We start from the raw sequence: 17,875 nt of genomic DNA, 5'->3' as shown, positions 1-17,875 counted from the left end.
CTTCCTGACGAATTAAAAACCAAATGAAAAAAAAAATACTATTTGTCTATTATCAGAATATAAAAATTGGCGGTGTTGCCAAAGTACTGGCCAATCTTACCTCGGAACTGGCAGATGAAGGCTACGATATAGAGATTCTATTTCTGATGGCTCCCCGGCCTGATTTTTACAAGATAAATCCCAAAATTAAAAAACATTACATCAATTCGTTTGCAGACAAGTATTCGAAGTTTGCCACGCATATTAATAAAAAATACAGCTCTTTTCCCAAGATCTACACCATATATTCCTATCTCTATGACTGGGGCTCCTACAGAGTACTAAGAGAGTGGATCAGGGAAAACCACCACCGCTATGAAACAATTGTAACCTGTTGGTACAAACTGTCTACCATGCTTTCTTTTGAAAAGGAGATCAGCCAAAAGACCATTGCCTGGGAACATTCTTCTTTCCGGATAGGTGGTGTGGTTTATGACAAAATGCTGAGAAGAAACTATAAAAAGTTAAAAGCGGTCGTTTCCATCAACAAACCCTCAGTAAAGTATTACGAAAGGTTCAATAAAACTTTTTTCATCTCTAATCTTTCGGACGGAATATATGAAAAGCTGGAATTCACCCCTCCGGAAAAAAAAGAAAACCTCATCAGCTTTGCGGGCAGACTGGACAAAACGAAAAATGCTATAGAACTTGTCCAAATATTTCATGAAACGCCCAAACCTCCGGATTGGAAACTACAGATCATTGGCGATGGACCGGAAAAAGAAAATATTGCAGAATACATCAAAAGCAACCAACTTGAAGACCAGGTTCTTCTTCTTGGAGGAAAAGCCCCTGAAGAAGTGGCTGAATTGCTCCAAAAGTCAAAAATCTTTATCTTCACGTCTTTAAGCGAAGCTTTCGGGCTGGTTCTTGTGGAAGCTATGTTCTGCAGCAACGCCATCATTTCTTATGACTGCGAATTTGGTCCGGCAGATATCATCAATGAAAAAAATGGGTTTTTAATTCCTTTACATGACAGAAAAATGTTTGCAGAAAAGCTTGGACACCTTATTCATGATCCCGAGCTCCTGAACAACCTTATGAAATCGTCTTTCGAAGAATCCAAAAAATGGAGAAAGGAAAAAATAGTACAGCAATGGAAAGAGCTACTTTAGACAACGGGATCCATATATCTGTTATTATCCCGGTATATAATTCAGCGGCCTCCCTGCAGAAATGTGTTAGTTCTGTTCTCAACCAGACTTTCTCCAATTTTGAACTCATTTTAATCAACGACGGATCTTCAGATCATTCTCTGGAGATCATGAATTCTTTTGCTGAAAAAGACAGAAGAGTTAAAGTAATTGATAAAATTAAAAACAGCGGAGTAAGCGATACCAGGAATACAGGTATTGCCCATGCAAAAGGGAGAAATATATGCTTTATCGATTCTGATGACTGGGTAGAAAGCAATTATCTTCAGGTTTTTACAGAGCAGTATGAATCACCCGGTGTCCTGCTGATTCAGAACATCATCCGCGGAAAACCGAGGGACCTGCTTTGTAAAACGTATAACATACAGGCCGACTTCACTGAACTGTTGGTCAGAAATAACCTCCTCTATTTTGGAGGACCCTGTGCTAAATTTTTTGAAAGAGACATCATTGTAAAGCACAACCTCAGCTTTAACAAGGAAGTTAGCTATGGTGAAGATCTGATGTTTTTCATGGAATATATTAAACAAATCCATTCCATAAAAATTCTGGACGAAGCTCTCTACCATTATGAATTTACGGACGGATCCCTGAGCAGGATAAAACATTCTTTTACCTCATTATTCACCCTCCACACTGCGGTAATCGATTTTATTACATTTCAGAAACGGGAAGATAAAGCGGCCAAAAAATATCTTTATCAATTCGACTGGGATTTTATTGAATCCTCAATAGACCAGGGAATAATCGGAAGAGATTTAAAGAAGGAAGAATCAGATCTGTATCTTAATAAAATCAGGAAATCTATTGGTACAGATCATTTTTTATACACCGGCTATTACCGAAAAGTTCTATTTTTGTTTCTTAAGACCGGGCAATTCCGTTTATTGCTAAAACTTAAAAGATTTTTAAACACATAATTTTATTGCTTTGAAGAAAAAAATATTGATTAGAATTGGTTCCTTACGTCATGGCGGTGCAGAAAAAGCACTGATTAATTTTCTGAAAAATATCCCTTCAGACAAATATGAAATTGACCTACTGATCAATTTATATTCAGGACAGTATATTAAAGATGTTCCATCCTGGGTCAACCTGCATTATCTCATCAAAGGGGAAATGATCACCACCAACAGGCCACACGAAATTCCAGTGAAGGCCTTCCGTGTTCTTTACCAGAAAATGTTTTTGTGGTTTCCTGGCCTTCTCTATAAATCCGTTTTGAAAAACAAAAAATACGATGTAGAGATTGGCGCTATTCATGGAATGTATAAAGAGATTCTGTCCAGCCCTTTAAAAGATTCAAAAAAAATTATCTGGATTCAAAACGATATTTTTAGTTTAAAAGAATTTACGCCCGATGTGATACGGGAATTTTTTAAATTTGATAAAATACTCGTTATTTCAAATAAACTGGAGGAGGGAATGCTGGAGCATGCCCGAAACGATATTGAGAAGAAATCTATTGTAAAAATTTACAATCCTATTGACAGAAATGACACTTTGGAGAAAGCTCACATGCCTGTTGATGATATGCCTTTTACGGACAGCAGCGATCCTGTTTTTGTTTCCGTAGGAACGGTTTATCCTCAAAAAGGATATGACAGGCTTCTTCAGGTTCACAAAAGACTTCTGGATGAAGGTTTCAAACATAACCTCCTGATTATTGGTGACGGCTATGATCTTGAAAATATCCAGGCTCAGCTGGATGCATTGAGTCTACAGAAAACAGCCAAAATGCTGGGCTATAAAAGCAATCCGTACCCTTATATGGAAAAATCTGATTTTTATATTATGTCTTCCCGGCATGAAGGATATCCAACCATTATTGCCGAAGCTCTTATTTTGAAGAAACCTATTTCAGCAACGGATATTTCCGGAATTAAAGATCTTCTCCAGAACGGAAAACTGGGAATTATTACCCCAAATTCTGAAGACGGAATCTACGAGGGAATGAAAAAATTCCTTACGGACAGAGACCTTGCTGAACACTATAAAAAAGAAATCAGTACTACAGAACTTCCTTTTGTACTGGAAAAATCGGTACAACATATTCAGGAAATCATTGATAATGTATAAAAACAACTGCAATGGCTGAGCGTTCTATTATTCAAAAAGATTTTTACCGGGAAAGCGGACAATGGCTGTCCCGTTTTCAGATCTGGAAAAAATGCATCAATCCGAATCTTCATTTTATCTATATTCTCAGAAAAGCCCAGCAACACGGAAAGAACCCTGTTTCAGGAATTTTCTGGAAGTTTATTTTAAGACATTATCAAATCAAATATGGATTCCAGATATACCCTGAAACACAAATTGGGGAAGGCTTTTATCTAGGCCATTGGGGAAGCCTGGTGATCAATCCTAAAGCAAAGATCGGAATGAACTGTAATATTGCACAGGGTGTAACCATCGGACAGCAGAACCGGGGAAAAAATGCTGGTTTCCCTATCATTGGCAATGAAGTATGGATAGGTGCCAATGCAGTTATTGTAGGAGGTATAACAATAGGAAACAATGTTCTGATTGCCCCAAATTCTTATGTGAATTTCGATGTTCCTTCCCACTCTGTTGTGATGGGAAATCCGGGAACAATCTACTCTAATCAAAATGCAACAGAGGGCTACATTAATCATAAAATATAAATTTTCAGATATTTTCATCATTTTTTTTCATAGTTTTTAATCATAAAAGATTATACACAACTCATTAATAATCAGCAACAAAATATAACTCAAACATTGTGGGATATATTTTTTTTATTTAATTTTACAAAAATCTTAAAGTTATTAATATAATAATCTTTTTGAATTTAAAAAAAACACATAAAAACAAAACATACCATGAAAAAAAACATTCGGAATTTCCTAAAGCAGTCTTTTGACGGCTCCATTACCCTCCTTTTTCACCGCTGAAAATAACAGAATAAGCAGTTTGAATTAAAAACACCGTAAACAATGAGTTTACGGGCTATTTCGTTTTTCATCATCAGAATGAAAAACAGCAGCTTACTTTTCTCTGCTCAACTAAATATTTAACCACAAAACACAACGTTTAACAATTTTTTCGGAAACATTATGAAAAAAAAATCTACGCTGCAGGCTTTTGCCGTACTACTCTGCATAGTACCCAGCCATGCTTTTTCCCGGGTAGCTCCTTTTCCGGAGCATAGGGATGAAAAAGAAAAACTCCTCAGGCCTGAAAGCCTGGTCCCGCCTTACGTTTATGATCTGGATCCCGGATTTACCGTTCAGCAGAATGTCAACCAGAAAGGGCTCGTCGCTATTGAAGGTAAGCTCACCAAACCTTTTACCAGCGGAAATATCCGTATGGAAATCAAGTACCAGAATTCACAGGGAGACTGGATCACCATCTGGTGCAAGACCCTGTATTCTTACAACCAGTACAACGAAAACCTTAAAGCATCCTTTGAGCTTCCTGCTTCTGCCGTTTCTGCTTACCATTTAAAGATTGAACTGAATTCCGATGTCAATATCAGTAATTTCAGCAGCGTGGTCTGGGAAAGATCTGTAAACCATTATAAAGAGGGTGATTATACAGCAACGACCTGCGAACTTGATGAAAATGAATATACGATCCTCCTTACTCCTAAAAAAAGTGGAACCCTGAACCTTGATGCTACAGGAAAAGTGACGGGTATCAAAGATAGGGTAACTTCTGCTCATTCCTGGAATAAGCTTGGGAATGTGATTATGAACAACAAAAAGGACGATGTTGTATTTTCTCCGACCACACCCGCCCAGCTTGCTCCGGACGGAAAATCCATTACTATGATCAATACAGGTGCTCCCAACAGTATATTGGGCTCTACTCCTGAATTCATTTATGATGAAATGGCAGGGCATCCTATCCCTTATTTATACAGCTACAATGATCCGGTGTATCTATTTGCCGGAAAGTTTTCCATCAACGGATTGATGATGAAGTTCAGCCAATGGCCGGGAGAACCTAACGGACCGGGCTACCACAACTTCAAAAATCCCAACCAGCTGGAAAGCAGATATTTCAATCTGTACAATACCATCCATGAAAAGTTATCTGATTTTATGACTGATCAGGAACCTATTGTAATTGTATCCAGTTATATCACAGGATTCAGGGTATACAAAAGTGACGGTACTCATATCAATATCACGAATCTGACTGCTCACAGTAATTACGGAGCTCCTTATTTCGGTTATACCAACGATCAGGGAAATGCCCGAAGAGGTCCCGGCTCTGAAAACCTGATCATATCCAATACTCCGGAAATGACTTTATATGGTATGGGTGCCCTTCGTAATGATGTAACGAACTTTTATCAGCCTGTAAGATCACTGCAGGACATTGAATCAGAGGTCTCTAAATTCATTAATTATGTAGGAATCTTTAATGTTCCCTATAATTCAGGAGATTGTGTAAATGCATGTTATTCCGTTAATTCCGGAGCTATACCTGACAATACTCCTGCTGACTGGACGAAAGCTCCTAACAGTTACATTTTCACCGGAAAAGATAAAAACGGCAATGCTGCAGACGGTCTTTACATCCCTGTAAAAAAAGCCTATGAAATGTGGGCCAAAGGAGGTGATCTGATGAGGGACGAACAGAACAATTACACCAAAATTCCAGATATCGGAAATGCTTCCGCAGGTTTGTACTGGGAAGATGAAACCGGTCTGATCCGCTCGGTTACTTTGGAAGGAACCGGAGAAAATGCTAAAATCAAAGTACTGGTTAATAAAATGAAGGAAGGGAATGCCGTTGTTTCTTACCGTGTGAATGACAAAGTATACTGGACCTGGCATGTATGGGTAACTGATGATCCTACAGACGGAAGCACCTATCACCAGGGATTTGAAGAGGATAAAAACGGAAATCTGGTAACCGACTGGAAATGGATGGACAGAAACCTTGGGGCTACCAATGCCAATCTGACAGGACATGGCTTCCAGAGATCCGGAGGCTTGCAGTACCAATGGGGAAGAAAAGATCCATTCCCTTCCAATTATAAAGATCTTTCTACCTATACCATCAGAGGAGAAGTTGGAACGTTAAAAGGTTCCGTACCATCCAAATACAGAGGAAATTTATATGCAACAGCAGACAATACAGGTTTTGATTCCCCGAACGGAAATATCAGATATTCCATCAATAACCCGATCAATCTTATCATTCCACCGGTTTATGTTTACAAAATAGGGGAAACTCCTGTAAATAATGGGGAGAACTATCTGATACAGGGACCGGGAGCTTCAGACTGGGAAAGAAAAGAACAGACTACCTGGTTTTCAAAAAGCAAATACAAGGTATACAATGCTGATCACTACAAGAATGAAACATGGGATCTTTGGGGAGACACCCGGGGAGGTAAATGGACCAATATGAATACTTCGGATGTAAATGTTGCCAAAGAAAGTAAAAGATATGCCACGAAATCTCCTTACGACCCATGTCCATGCGGATGGAGAGTTCCATCTTTCTACTCTTCTGTAGATGCAGGAGCCAGAACCAGTCCTTGGGGGAAAGCCGGAGGAGCAAATAATGTGGATATTATTCCTAATACGCCCAATGTTCAGTATCCGGGAATCAAAGTCTATCCGGGCTATGGATTTGACCTGAGTAATGTTGCAGACCGAAACCTGGGAATGCTGCCCATCACCGGAAATTATGAATATTATCCTCAGCCTATGACTTTAAGCAACCGTACCAGCACACAGATCGACGCGCTGAGGGACGGCAACAAACTATACAAACAGCCGATCATTGGTTTTCAGGATCAGCATAGTGACGGGGCACTTCATGCATCCACTTTCTTCTCTTCCATCAGCATCGGGGAAACTCCTATAACCGGAGCACGGGGATTAGTTCTTATTTCAGATGCCGGAAATATTCCGAACCATTCAAGTGCGGGATGGCATAATATTGCTTACAACCGTGTTTTGGAAGGAAATACTTATGAGACAAGAGCGGTACGATGCATAAAGGATCCTAACAATGCTTATATGCCTGCTGTATTTGAAACAGAGTATATTACCTCTTCTCCTGCTCAGTATACACTTGAAACATTGAAAGAATGGACCAAAGAGCCTAACAGCTATATCGAGTATACAAATGCTTCACTTGAAGCTCCTGCAGCCAGCAAAGACAGAATTATTGATATTCCTTTAAAGAAAGCTTATGCCATGCACAAACTGTATTTATCTGAAAACAGTGAGATGCCTGCCGGAAGTATAAAATCAACGTCTGTAGTATGGACTACAGATCAGAGCCTGATTTCAAAAGTAGAAATTATTGATGGTTCAATTGAAACTGCTAAACTACGCGTTACCCTTAACGAAAACAAAACTGGAAATGCCGTAGTAGGATTTCATTTAGGAAATTCCGGACAATGGACGGCTGGAAATAATACAGATCCTCTTCTGTGGAGCTGGCATATCTGGGCACCTAAATCCGTTGTACAGGAACACCCTGAATATACTACAGAAACAGCTGCCAATACGGGAATTACTGAAGACACAGCAGGTCAGTTCGTAAATTCAGCTAAAAGTTATTACGGAGTTCCTTTGAAAACGACCTTAATGGACAGAGACCTTGGTGCATTGGGCCCATTCCTGAATCAGCACATGGTTGAACAGGGATTATATGGAACGTTCTATTATAACGCGTCCAATCCTGCTTATTATGGAAATGCCATCGTACAGACACTTAAAGACAGCGGCGGTCTTCATTACCAATGGGGAAGAAAAGATCCGTTACCGGTATTCTACTACCCGGGAGGTTTTTATGAGCATTCTGCGGGAGGAAATACCCGAAACCTGTTCAGAAAATATACTATTTTCAGACAAACCGGAACGAATGCAGGGAATATTGTTTATTCAGGGGCGATTGATGAGACCAACTACGTTACCAATCAGACTAAAGAATACTCCACTTATTCCAGCACTGTGGCAGCTAATGACACCCAGGATCTGAAACTTAAAAAAGTTCTGAAATACTCTGTAAACAATCCTTCTGTTTTCATGTATCAAAGCGCAGCGGCGAGCAAAGACTGGATTTCCGGTGAAAATGGTCTGGCTTCTGAAAGATGGGGTCATGCATCAGAAAAATCACCGTACGATCCATGTCCTGAAGGATGGAGAATTCCTGATGTACAAGGCATTGCAGACGGAGGTGTAAATATTTCCGCAGGTTTCTTAGCCTATGCCAAAGGAAATTCTCCCTGGTATTACCACGCTAATTTTACCCAAAATAATAAAAATGTTTACGGTCTGGATCCTTCCGACATGAATACTTTCGTAAGCAATGAGACCTTCAGCGCTACTAAGCTGAACTACCTGGGCGGTTATGTAAAATCTATACCTCCTGCCGGTCAGGGAAGAGTAAATGTGAGATACGGTTTTATCTTTAATAAGCCGGAATACAATATCGGTAATTTCCCGAATAACGGAATCCGTGGATTTGGTGGAGGAAACGCTTTAACAGCTTCTCAGGCAGGGACATTCGGAGCAGACGAGAATTTTAAACTTTCCGGAATCTGGACTGCCGCACTAAGAGGTGACAATTCTATAGGAATGCTGTTCAACACAGAGATCAGCCAGGTAAGCCATGATGTAAAAATGTATTTCTTTACACCGAGTTTCTCTTTCCGTCCACAATCTGCTATGTCCTGCCGATGTGCGAAGATCCAGTACGATGCAGATGGAAAAGAGATTCCAAGATATGAGCCTTTTGCTGTTCCTGTTCCTAAAAATGCAGTACAGAAAGCAGTTAATGTCTTTGCTAAAAAAGAGATAGAAAAGATACAGAAGGATAATAAACTGATCCTTTTCCCGAATCCTGTAAAAAATACATTGTACATTAATGCTGATGACAGAGATTATTATTTCCAGATTTATAATCTTTCGGGACAACTGATTAAAGAAGGAAAGTTTGAGAACAGACAGACCGATGTTTCTTCTCTGGTATCCGGAGCCTATCTGGTACGGATTAACAATGCCGAAACCTTCGTAAAGATTATTAAACAGTAAAAAACTGTTGTTTTATAAAATGAACTGCCTCAGACTGAGGCAGTTCATTTTATGCAGATTTAAAAATATTTAATCTTTAAATTCAATTTTATAATTAATAGTTCGTAATTTTATCATTGTTTTTTGAGTTTGGATTATAGCTTTGTCAGAAAAACTAATCTGAAAATGACTAGTAATGATCTTTTTAAATATGATTTTAAGCATATTTTAATATTAAACTTTGTTAAAAGTGCCTGCCTTTATGGCAAAAATTATATTTTTGCATAATTATTGATATAGTCTATTGAATTTGAAAATAATTTAAACGAAATAAATAATTATAAACCTTAAACATTTAAATTATGTCACAATCGTACGAAGTTATTTTCGAAAACAACAAGAAGTGGGTAGAGTCTAAAATTGCTGAAGACCCGAATTTCTTTCATGAACTGGCTAAAACTCAGACACCTGATTATCTGTATATCGGATGTTCAGACAGTAGAGCTACAGCTGAAGAAATCATGGGAGCAAAACCGGGAGAAGTTTTTGTCCACAGAAACATTGCCAATGTTGTTAATACTTTAGACATGAGTTCCACAGCGGTAATTCAATACGCAGTAGAACATCTTAAAGTAAAACACATTGTGGTGTGCGGACATTACAACTGTGGTGGTGTAAAAGCAGCGATGACGCCTCAGGACTTAGGATTATTAAATCCGTGGCTGAGAAATATTCGTGACGTTTACAGATTACACCAAACTGAATTAGACGCTATCGAAGACGAAGGAAAACGTTATGACAGACTTGTAGAACTTAATGTTCAGGAGCAGTGTATTAACGTGATCAAAATGGCCTGCGTACAGGAAAGATACATTTTAGAAGAGTATCCTATTGTACATGGCTGGGTGTTTGACCTTAGAACCGGTAAGATCATTGATCTGGAGATTGATTTTGAGAAAACCTTAAAGGATATCCAAAAGATCTACAACCTTACAAGTTCTGACTGGGTAATGAGCAGAAAAACCAAATAATTTTTTCTGACAAAAAAGAGTAAAATGAAATTCTGGAGTATTATTATTTTGATGTTCTTTGTTAACTTTACAGCGCTGCCGGGCATTGCTGCGGTTGCCGGCTGGGAGTTGGTAAGAACCAATGTAGTAATTAACGAAGAAGAGCCCCACTCTCACCCGTCATCTTTTATTGTTTACGAAAAGACCCTTCCGAAAACTTTAGATGTATTCGATTATCTGAAGTTCTCCGAACCTGATCTTCAGGGCGTGTCTTTTGTGCTGGTAGATGACTCCTTTCATCTATCGCCTTTACTCACTATATTTTCTCCGCCTCCGGAAGCTTAATTTTTAAGTATAATTAGATTTATTTAATAGGTATTCATATCAGATCATGGTATCGAATCCGTGTGCTTTAAAAATTAAATTTCCAATCTTTTATAATTGATTATCAAAGGATAGATCAATCGGTTATAGTATTTTTCAAAAATATCATGAAAAAAACATCATTATTAGGAGGAATCAAGGAGAATTTCCCTTCCGGACTCGTTGTATTCTTAGTAGCGTTACCTTTATGCTTAGGAATCGCTTTAGCATCGGGCGCACCGCCATTATCGGGAGTTATTGCCGGTATTGTAGGAGGTCTTGTTGTAGGATTCATCAGTAATTCAAATATTTCAGTATCCGGACCGGCTGCCGGGCTTACTGCCATTGTTTTAACAGCCATTACAGATCTGGGCGCTTTTGAACTTTTCTTATGCGCCGGAATTATTGCAGGACTGATCCAGCTTGTACTGGGATTCGTCAGAGCAGGAAGTATTTCCAATTACTTCCCGAACAATGTTATTGAAGGAATGCTAGCTGCTATCGGGATCATTATTATTTTGAAACAGATTCCTCATGCAATGGGATTTGACAAAGATTACGAAGGCAATCAGTCTCTTTTTAACAATGGAATTAACTTCAATTATTTTTCAGAGCTTTTCGGGGCTATTCACCCGGGAGCCATTATTGTCACTTTGGTTTCGGTAGCTATTCTTATTCTGTGGGATAAAATTCCTGCTCTGAAAAGAATGAAAATGCTTCCGGGAGCACTGGTAGCTGTAGTAGCAGGAATTCTCATGAATGAAGCTTTTAAGCTTTCCGGAAGTTCTTTAGCAATCAATACCCAGCATTTGGTTTCACTTCCGGTCCCACAGTCTTTGGATGATTTTAAGAACCTTGTGACCATGCCGGATTTTACAGGATTCACCAATCCTAAAGTGTGGATCGTAGGAGCAACTATTGCTATTGTAGCCTCTATTGAAACCCTTCTTTGCATTGAGGCATCCGACAGACTGGACAAACAGAGAAGAATAACCGACACAAATCTTGAGCTTAAAGCACAAGGCATCGGAAACCTGATCAGTTCATTCATCGGGGGACTTCCTATGACTTCAGTAGTAGTAAGGAGTTCTGCCAATGCCAATGCTGGAGCAACCTCTAAGATGTCTGCCATGATTCATGGTGTACTGTTATTGGTTTGTGTACTTACCATTCCATTTATACTCAACCTGATACCGCTTGCCACACTTGCTGCTGTACTTATCCTGGTAGGATACAAACTGGCAAAACCGGCTACTTTCAAGCACTTCTGGCATCTTGGAAAATTCCAGTTTATCCCATTTGTTGCAACCGTGGTAGCTGTAGTAGCTACAGACTTATTGAAAGGTGTAGGTATTGGTTTGGCCATTTCCGTTTTTTATATCCTTCAGGGAAATATGAAACGTGCTTATTATCTGAGCCGTGAAAAGCTGAATAATGCAGACGGCATTACGATAAAACTTGCGGAAGAAGTATCCTTCTTAAACAAGGCTGCCATTAAAAAAACTTTAAAAAATATCAAGTCCAATTCTGCCGTGACCATCGATGCAAGAGGAACTTCATATATTGCCACAGATGTATTAGAAATGATTCAGGATTTCGCTAATATCAGGGCAAAAGAAGAAGACATTGATGTGGAACTTTTAGGCTTCAAAACTTCATATGCAGATTATGAAAGAGATGAGGATTCTCACATCCTGATCACGCACAGAAGGGCGATGTAAAAGCAAGTAGTAGTTTAGATATAAATTGATTGGAAATTAATTTTTAAAAGTACAACAGAAGACCATCGGAAATCCCGATGGTCTTTATTTTTATGTATTGCTTAGACTGATAATCTTTACAATCTGATTTTATTTTCCGTTAAAAGCTGACATCGTGTTATTGATTCCCGCAAAAACAAAAGACAGGCAGGCTTTAGAAAATTTTTCAATCCTCTCCGGCAGCTTTTCTGCTTCTTCCCCACTCCAGGTTCCCAAAACGTAATCTACCTGCCGGCCTTGAGAAAAATCTGCAGATATTCCGAAACGAAGCCTTGCGTAATTCTGGGTATTCAGCACTTCATTAATATTCTTAAGGCCGTTATGGCCTGCATCTGAGCCTTTCATCTTCATTCTCAATGTCCCAAATGGCAGCGCCAGATCATCTGTGATAATCAGCACGTTTTCCAAGGGAATATTCTCTTTCTGCATCCAATATCTTACGGCGTTCCCGGAAAGATTCATATAGGTATCAGGTTTAAGCACAAAAACTTTTCTCCCTTTGTATTTTCCTTCAGCCATCCAGCCAAAATTAGTTGTATTGAATGGAGCCTCCAGGGTTTCCCCAATCTTTTCGGCAACCTTAAATCCTATATTGTGACGTGTATTCTCGTATTCCGGCCCCTTATTTCCGAGACCGACTATTAAATATTTCATTTAGAAATTTTTTACAAAATTAAGGGATAAAAAACAAAAAGCCCAATCTCCAAAAGACCGGGCTGTATATTTTAAGAAATTATTTTCTAGAAAGGCTTATAAATATAGTTAACACCAAACCCTTTTGTCATATAGGTCTGAAGGTCATAATTATAATTAGTCGTTCTGATCACCGAAGTAGGAATAGGAGGCATAAGGTCTGTTACCGTTAGTCTCTTAGGATTATTTGGAGACAAGATATGACTTTCTCTATCATTAATTTCTGTTGATAAAAGTCTTGAAATTTTATACGCTGAAGGAAGCAGAGTAAAAGGGCTTATTTCATTATCATAAGCAAAATACTCGTAAGCATATTTTCTAGTAACCGCTCCTGGTACACCGCCAGCCATTGGCCCGTAAATTCTTACTGTTTTAGCCACGTTATCCCCTAAATATGTATATTCTGTTTCAGAATAATCTTTAAAAGTGAATGGAACTCCTGGAGTTTCAGGACCATTTTTCATCGAAATGGTACTTAGCTTGCCTGTAGATGCATCGTATTTTAAATCATAAAGAGCTTTTGTTCTGTTCAGAAGCGTCTGAGGGCCCGGAGCCGTAGCCGGAGGTACAGGTGCTGGTCTTCTGAAAGTCAGTCTGTTCTCTGAGATGGTTACTAATTTATTATTAGGTCCGTAAGTAAACAGCTGCGTATAAGAAATACTGTCCTTGTCCAGTTTTCCGTCTGCGTTAAGATCCAGAAAACCGTTAAAAGTAACCTGGCTTATTTTATCTCCACTATAAGCAATATCTGCTACTGAAGAACTATCCATAAGTACTTTGGTTAAAAGAAGACCACTGTAATGGTATTCTGCCAATGTATCTTTGTCTGTAATTTCTCTGTACAGTGCTCTTGGCCCAATAAGACCTCCAGTGTTATTTAAATCTATTAAAGGATCCCCGTTATCATCCAGCATATCTTTGCAGGAGTATATTGAAGAAAAACCTGCTATCAATACAATAAAGTAGAAAAGTCGTTTCATTTCCAGGTAATTGTTTATTTTTTGACAAATATAACTTTTTTTTGTATAAAAGCTATCTTTTTATTTATATTCCGGTAAAACCGATAATCAAAGAAGGATTATAAAACTCTGTAAGTATATTTAAGTTTCTGATCCTTGTTAGATACAGGATAGTTCTGATTATCATAAAGATAATCCAATGGTGTACTGGTAGCAGTAGCCGGTGCCGGTGGTGCTACATATACTGAAGTAGGATTATTGGGAGATATTCTATAGAAGGTGTCAGGACGCACTAAGCTCCACGCCATAAAAAAGCTCTTTGGAAGTGTAGAAAACGGACTGATCTTAGAATCATAGTTTTGGAAGCTGTACATTGTTTTCTTAGCAGTGCTCATATCTGGATCGCCTGCGCCGTTCATTACTCCTCTGGTACAGTCTCCTTTAAAAATATTATTTCCAATATAAGTAAAATCAATCAGCACAAAATTGGTATAAGCATATGTACCGCCATATTTTTTCTTTTCAAGGATTTTGGTAAGCTTTCCTGTTGTGTCATAAGTAAAAGTATAATCACTGATATAAGAATTGGCCGCTGTAGGAGCAACAGCCTTACAGGTGGCATTATACATATTTCCTTTGCTGTCTTCACTAATTGTGAAATCATAAGAAACACTTCCAGCTACATTTCCCAGAAACATTATTTTGGATATTTTATCTCCGTTATAGGTTACCGTACCTGTATAAGATGTACTGGTATTGCCATCTTTAAACATTCCGGTTACCAGTTTTCCTGAATTAACAATATATTTTTCCTGAACGACATTGTTAAAAGTGATCTCTTCCAGTACTCTTGCAGGAGGAGGAGTTCCATTACCGTTATTTCCGCCGTTACCAGCACTTGGTTCAAAATCATCCGAACCACTGTTGTTACATGAAACCATGAATCCAACCAGTACGCCGGCAAAAATTTTTAAAAGATAGTTTTTTCCCATTGAAAAAATATTTTAGTGAGTTCACAAATATAATCCATTTTTTTGACCAAATCATTCATTTTCATAACAATTTAAAAGCAATTCTTTTCTTTTCATAAAAAAAACCTAAAAACATGATGTTTTTAGGTTTTTATAAGGTATAATAATGATATTTTAATAAGGTTGCAGTACGGAAGTTGTTAATACAGACTGTGCCATTTCATTATTAAGGAAGTTTACATTTACAGCAGTGCCTATTCCCAGAGTTCCGTTATTCAAGGTTCTCTTTGTACAGGCTACCTTAACGCTGTAGTTATTTTGGGGTGTAAGATTGGTAAGTGTTGCATTAAGATTAAAAATCTTATAGGCACCTTCATCTCCTAATACAACTTCAGTTCGAACCGCCCTAAGTTTATTATCTACAAAAACACCACAGGCAAAACCAGCTGAAGAACTTCCGTTTCCAGTCTTCTGAGCAGTCGTCTGAAAGGTAAATACCACTTTGTTTGTACCATTTGTAATGGAAAATGTATCATTGGTTCCGGGAAGCACTACCCAATTACTATTCAGGGTTGTATTTTCTGTATAAGGAACAGGAGATCCGTTTCCGGTAAAAACAACACCAGTCTGGTCTGCTACCGTATTCAGGGAAAATACAGACATACTTCCCTGCCCGTCAGCAATTTTAATGTTCTTCCAATCATTAATATTCATCTCTGAGTTATTATGCAGAATGTATCCTGCTGTACCGGCAGATCCTCTAAGAACATTAGTTCCTCCTGTTCTCAACTCACCTCTTACACTCAGATCTCCGTTTACATCCAATGCATTAACAGGATTAGAAGTATTTATTCCCACCTGAGCCCCGGCAAAAACAGCCAACAATAAAGAGTTTATAATTAGTATTTTTTTCATGACCGGATTTAATTAGTAATAGGATTAAAGAACTGAGGAATTTCATACACATCTACTTTTAAAGAAGACTGGGTAATGAAATCATTGATATTATCTGCCGCATAGGTTCCTATAGCCAGAACAATATTATTTGCCGTTTCATAAGACCCGATTCTTGAGCATGCAACGCTTACGTTATGTTCTCCTATAGAAAGGTTTTCAATGACCCCGATCTGATTATGGGTAATGAAAGTACTGGCTGCAGTACTTGCCTTTAGGTTTCTCTGTCTCATATTGACCAATTTGTCATCTACAAAAATTCCACATGCATAATCTATTGAAACGTCTGTTGGCTTATTGGAAGGCAGATCGGCCTGCACCACAGTTTCAAACTGGAAGTATGTTTTGCTTTGTGTACTGTATACTTTGATTTTCTCAGACAGTCCCGGGATTTTCTTAAACGTTGAAAAACTGGAGAAATTTGCTCCTTTTACAAAAGCTGTACTTCGGGCAGCAGTACCAAACTGTTCAGTACTGGTAAATTTCACTCCTGTTCTGTCCGAAAAGGAATTATTGAATATCAGATAAAATTTATTCGGTTCATATTCCGGAATACGCAGCGATTTCCAGATGGGCGGGTAGCCTTCTCCCTGAGAGACAAGGATCTGGTCATTATTCCCTTGAGAAAGGCTGTTGTCTGTTGTATTCAGAACGACTATTTTATTTCTCAGATTCAGATCTCCGTTCACATCCAGTTTGGCCTTCGGAGTATCTGTATTAATACCCACCTGTCCGGACAGCAGCAGTCCTGCTCCAAGAAATAGAGTTAATATTATTTTTCTCATCAGTTGATTAATTGTTTTTATAAGTAACATACTCAATCACATCTATCTTCATAATAGATTCAAGAGTAAATGCATTGGAAACCGTGTTGGTGTCTGATATATTACGTCCTATGGCAAACTGGGATCCCGAACTGGAAGTAGAGATCTTACGACAGGCTACTTCAAGCCTTTGTGTGCCTATAGGTACATTTTGTTCAGTATAGTTAAGGGTAAAAATATACTCCTGTATTCCTGCTTTTTCGCTGTTGTTATTTGAAGCAATCCTGTCCGGACGTACCGCAACAAGCCTTCCGTTTCTGAAAACACCACAGGTAAAACTTATGTTCTGGGAAGCCTGTGCATTCGGGGCTTTTATTTCAACACCGGTCTGAAACTGATAAGTAAGTCTGTTTTTCCCGTTTTTGATATCGAAAATATTTTTCAGACCTTCAATTTTCACCCATGTTCCTTTTGAAGTATCGGTAATATCATCTCCCACATTATTTTTGTATATGCCATCACCGGTAGCTAAGTTAGAAAGGGAACTTATCCCGTTCTGATCTGAAGACACATACGAATTGATTAATTTGTACTGCCCCTCTTCCATAAAGGAAACATTCAATGATTTCCATACAGGAGACTTTCCTTCTCCCTGTGAAACCAAAACCTGGCCGTTAAGCCCGGCTTTTCCTGCCTCGGCCGAACTTCCGCCTACTCTAAGTTCTCTTCTTAAGGTGGTCTTCCCGTTTACATCGAGAGTAGATTTAGGGGATGTAGTCCCTATTCCCACCTGCGCGCTGACACAGAATGAAACAAGTCCAAAAGCGCAACAAAATATAATTTTTTTCATAATTGGGCCACAAAGATACAAATTATCAACCTAAAAAAGCAACCCAATTAATTCTAACTATGTAGAAATAAAGCATTTACACCATCGAATTAGTTGTACAAAAAAGTAGAATTATTTCTACAAGTGATTAATCCGCTCTTTATTTTCGCTGAAAAACCCTCGTTAAGCCCTGTAATAGAAGTATTTCACGAATTATTTTTACTCATTACACTGTGATTTTCAGTCACTTTTTTATGGATCAACTGTTCAAAATAATTATTAAAATTTTTCAATAAAAAAAGATCTGAAAAGTAAATTTTCCAGATCTTTTATCTATTTTGAATAAAAATTATTTGCTTTCAGAGATTTA

The 17,875-nt window shown here is 38.3% G+C and carries 14 protein-coding genes; 8 read left to right on the top strand and 6 right to left on the bottom strand.

Going from position 1 to position 17,875, the window contains the following annotated elements; translation table 11 throughout:
• Positions 1-23 precede the first annotated feature (23 nt).
• The 8 genes from FW768_RS16940 to FW768_RS16905 all read left to right on the top strand — a co-directional run bounded on the left by FW768_RS16940 (position 24) and on the right by FW768_RS16905 (position 12,296).
• Positions 24-1,154 carry a glycosyltransferase gene (locus FW768_RS16940; protein ID WP_153397433.1) on the top strand — a complete coding sequence of 377 codons (1,131 nt, stop codon included), beginning with the start codon at positions 24-26 and terminating at the stop codon, positions 1,152-1,154.
• Positions 1,109-2,113 (top strand): glycosyltransferase family 2 protein, encoded by a 1,005-nt coding sequence (locus tag FW768_RS16935; RefSeq protein WP_153397431.1) that lies wholly within the window; start codon positions 1,109-1,111, stop codon positions 2,111-2,113. Before FW768_RS16940 ends, FW768_RS16935 begins: the two co-directional genes overlap by 46 nt.
• Positions 2,114-2,123: 10 nt before the next feature.
• Complete coding sequence (locus tag FW768_RS16930; protein ID WP_231128714.1) at positions 2,124-3,272, top strand: glycosyltransferase; 1,149 nt, start codon at positions 2,124-2,126, stop codon at positions 3,270-3,272.
• 11 nt (positions 3,273-3,283) lie between these two features.
• Positions 3,284-3,838 carry a serine acetyltransferase gene (locus FW768_RS16925; protein WP_153397427.1) on the top strand — a complete coding sequence of 185 codons (555 nt, stop codon included), beginning with the start codon at positions 3,284-3,286 and terminating at the stop codon, positions 3,836-3,838.
• A gap of 432 nt (positions 3,839-4,270) precedes the next feature.
• Positions 4,271-9,223 (top strand): T9SS type A sorting domain-containing protein, encoded by a 4,953-nt coding sequence (locus FW768_RS16920; protein ID WP_153397424.1) that lies wholly within the window; start codon positions 4,271-4,273, stop codon positions 9,221-9,223.
• A gap of 341 nt (positions 9,224-9,564) precedes the next feature.
• Positions 9,565-10,233 (top strand): carbonic anhydrase, encoded by a 669-nt coding sequence (locus tag FW768_RS16915; protein ID WP_153397422.1) that lies wholly within the window; start codon positions 9,565-9,567, stop codon positions 10,231-10,233.
• A gap of 24 nt (positions 10,234-10,257) precedes the next feature.
• On the top strand, positions 10,258-10,557 hold the full coding sequence (locus FW768_RS16910; RefSeq protein WP_153397420.1) for a hypothetical protein: 300 nt from the start codon (positions 10,258-10,260) through the stop codon (positions 10,555-10,557).
• Between the two features lie 146 nt (positions 10,558-10,703).
• On the top strand, positions 10,704-12,296 hold the full coding sequence (locus tag FW768_RS16905) for a SulP family inorganic anion transporter (RefSeq protein WP_153397418.1): 1,593 nt from the start codon (positions 10,704-10,706) through the stop codon (positions 12,294-12,296).
• A 129-nt stretch (positions 12,297-12,425) separates the two neighbouring features.
• Here FW768_RS16905 and pth read toward each other — a convergent pair whose 3' ends face one another.
• From pth to FW768_RS16875, 6 genes are all read right to left on the bottom strand, one after another.
• The gene (gene pth / locus FW768_RS16900; RefSeq protein WP_153397416.1) at positions 12,426-12,989 is read right to left on the bottom strand and encodes an aminoacyl-tRNA hydrolase; all 564 of its coding nucleotides are present in this window, start codon (positions 12,987-12,989) and stop codon (positions 12,426-12,428) included.
• 86 nt (positions 12,990-13,075) lie between these two features.
• Positions 13,076-14,008, bottom strand: coding sequence for a hypothetical protein (locus FW768_RS16895; RefSeq protein ID WP_153397414.1), 933 nt, complete (start codon positions 14,006-14,008; stop codon positions 13,076-13,078).
• Between the two features lie 98 nt (positions 14,009-14,106).
• Positions 14,107-14,979 (bottom strand): hypothetical protein, encoded by an 873-nt coding sequence (locus tag FW768_RS16890; RefSeq protein ID WP_153397412.1) that lies wholly within the window; start codon positions 14,977-14,979, stop codon positions 14,107-14,109.
• A gap of 153 nt (positions 14,980-15,132) precedes the next feature.
• Positions 15,133-15,873 (bottom strand): hypothetical protein, encoded by a 741-nt coding sequence (locus FW768_RS16885; RefSeq protein WP_153397410.1) that lies wholly within the window; start codon positions 15,871-15,873, stop codon positions 15,133-15,135.
• Positions 15,874-15,881: 8 nt separating this feature from the next.
• Positions 15,882-16,697 (bottom strand): hypothetical protein, encoded by an 816-nt coding sequence (locus tag FW768_RS16880; protein ID WP_153397408.1) that lies wholly within the window; start codon positions 16,695-16,697, stop codon positions 15,882-15,884.
• 7 nt (positions 16,698-16,704) lie between these two features.
• Positions 16,705-17,526, bottom strand: a complete 822-nt coding sequence (locus FW768_RS16875) for a hypothetical protein (protein ID WP_153397406.1) — start codon at positions 17,524-17,526, stop codon at positions 16,705-16,707.
• Between the last annotated feature and the right edge of the window lie 349 nt (positions 17,527-17,875).

Source organism: Chryseobacterium vaccae (genome assembly GCF_009602705.1).
GTDB classification, from domain to species: Bacteria; Bacteroidota; Bacteroidia; order Flavobacteriales; family Weeksellaceae; genus Chryseobacterium; species Chryseobacterium vaccae.
Note: the sequence above shows the minus strand (reverse complement) of the source record. Positions and strands in the feature narration are given on the sequence as shown.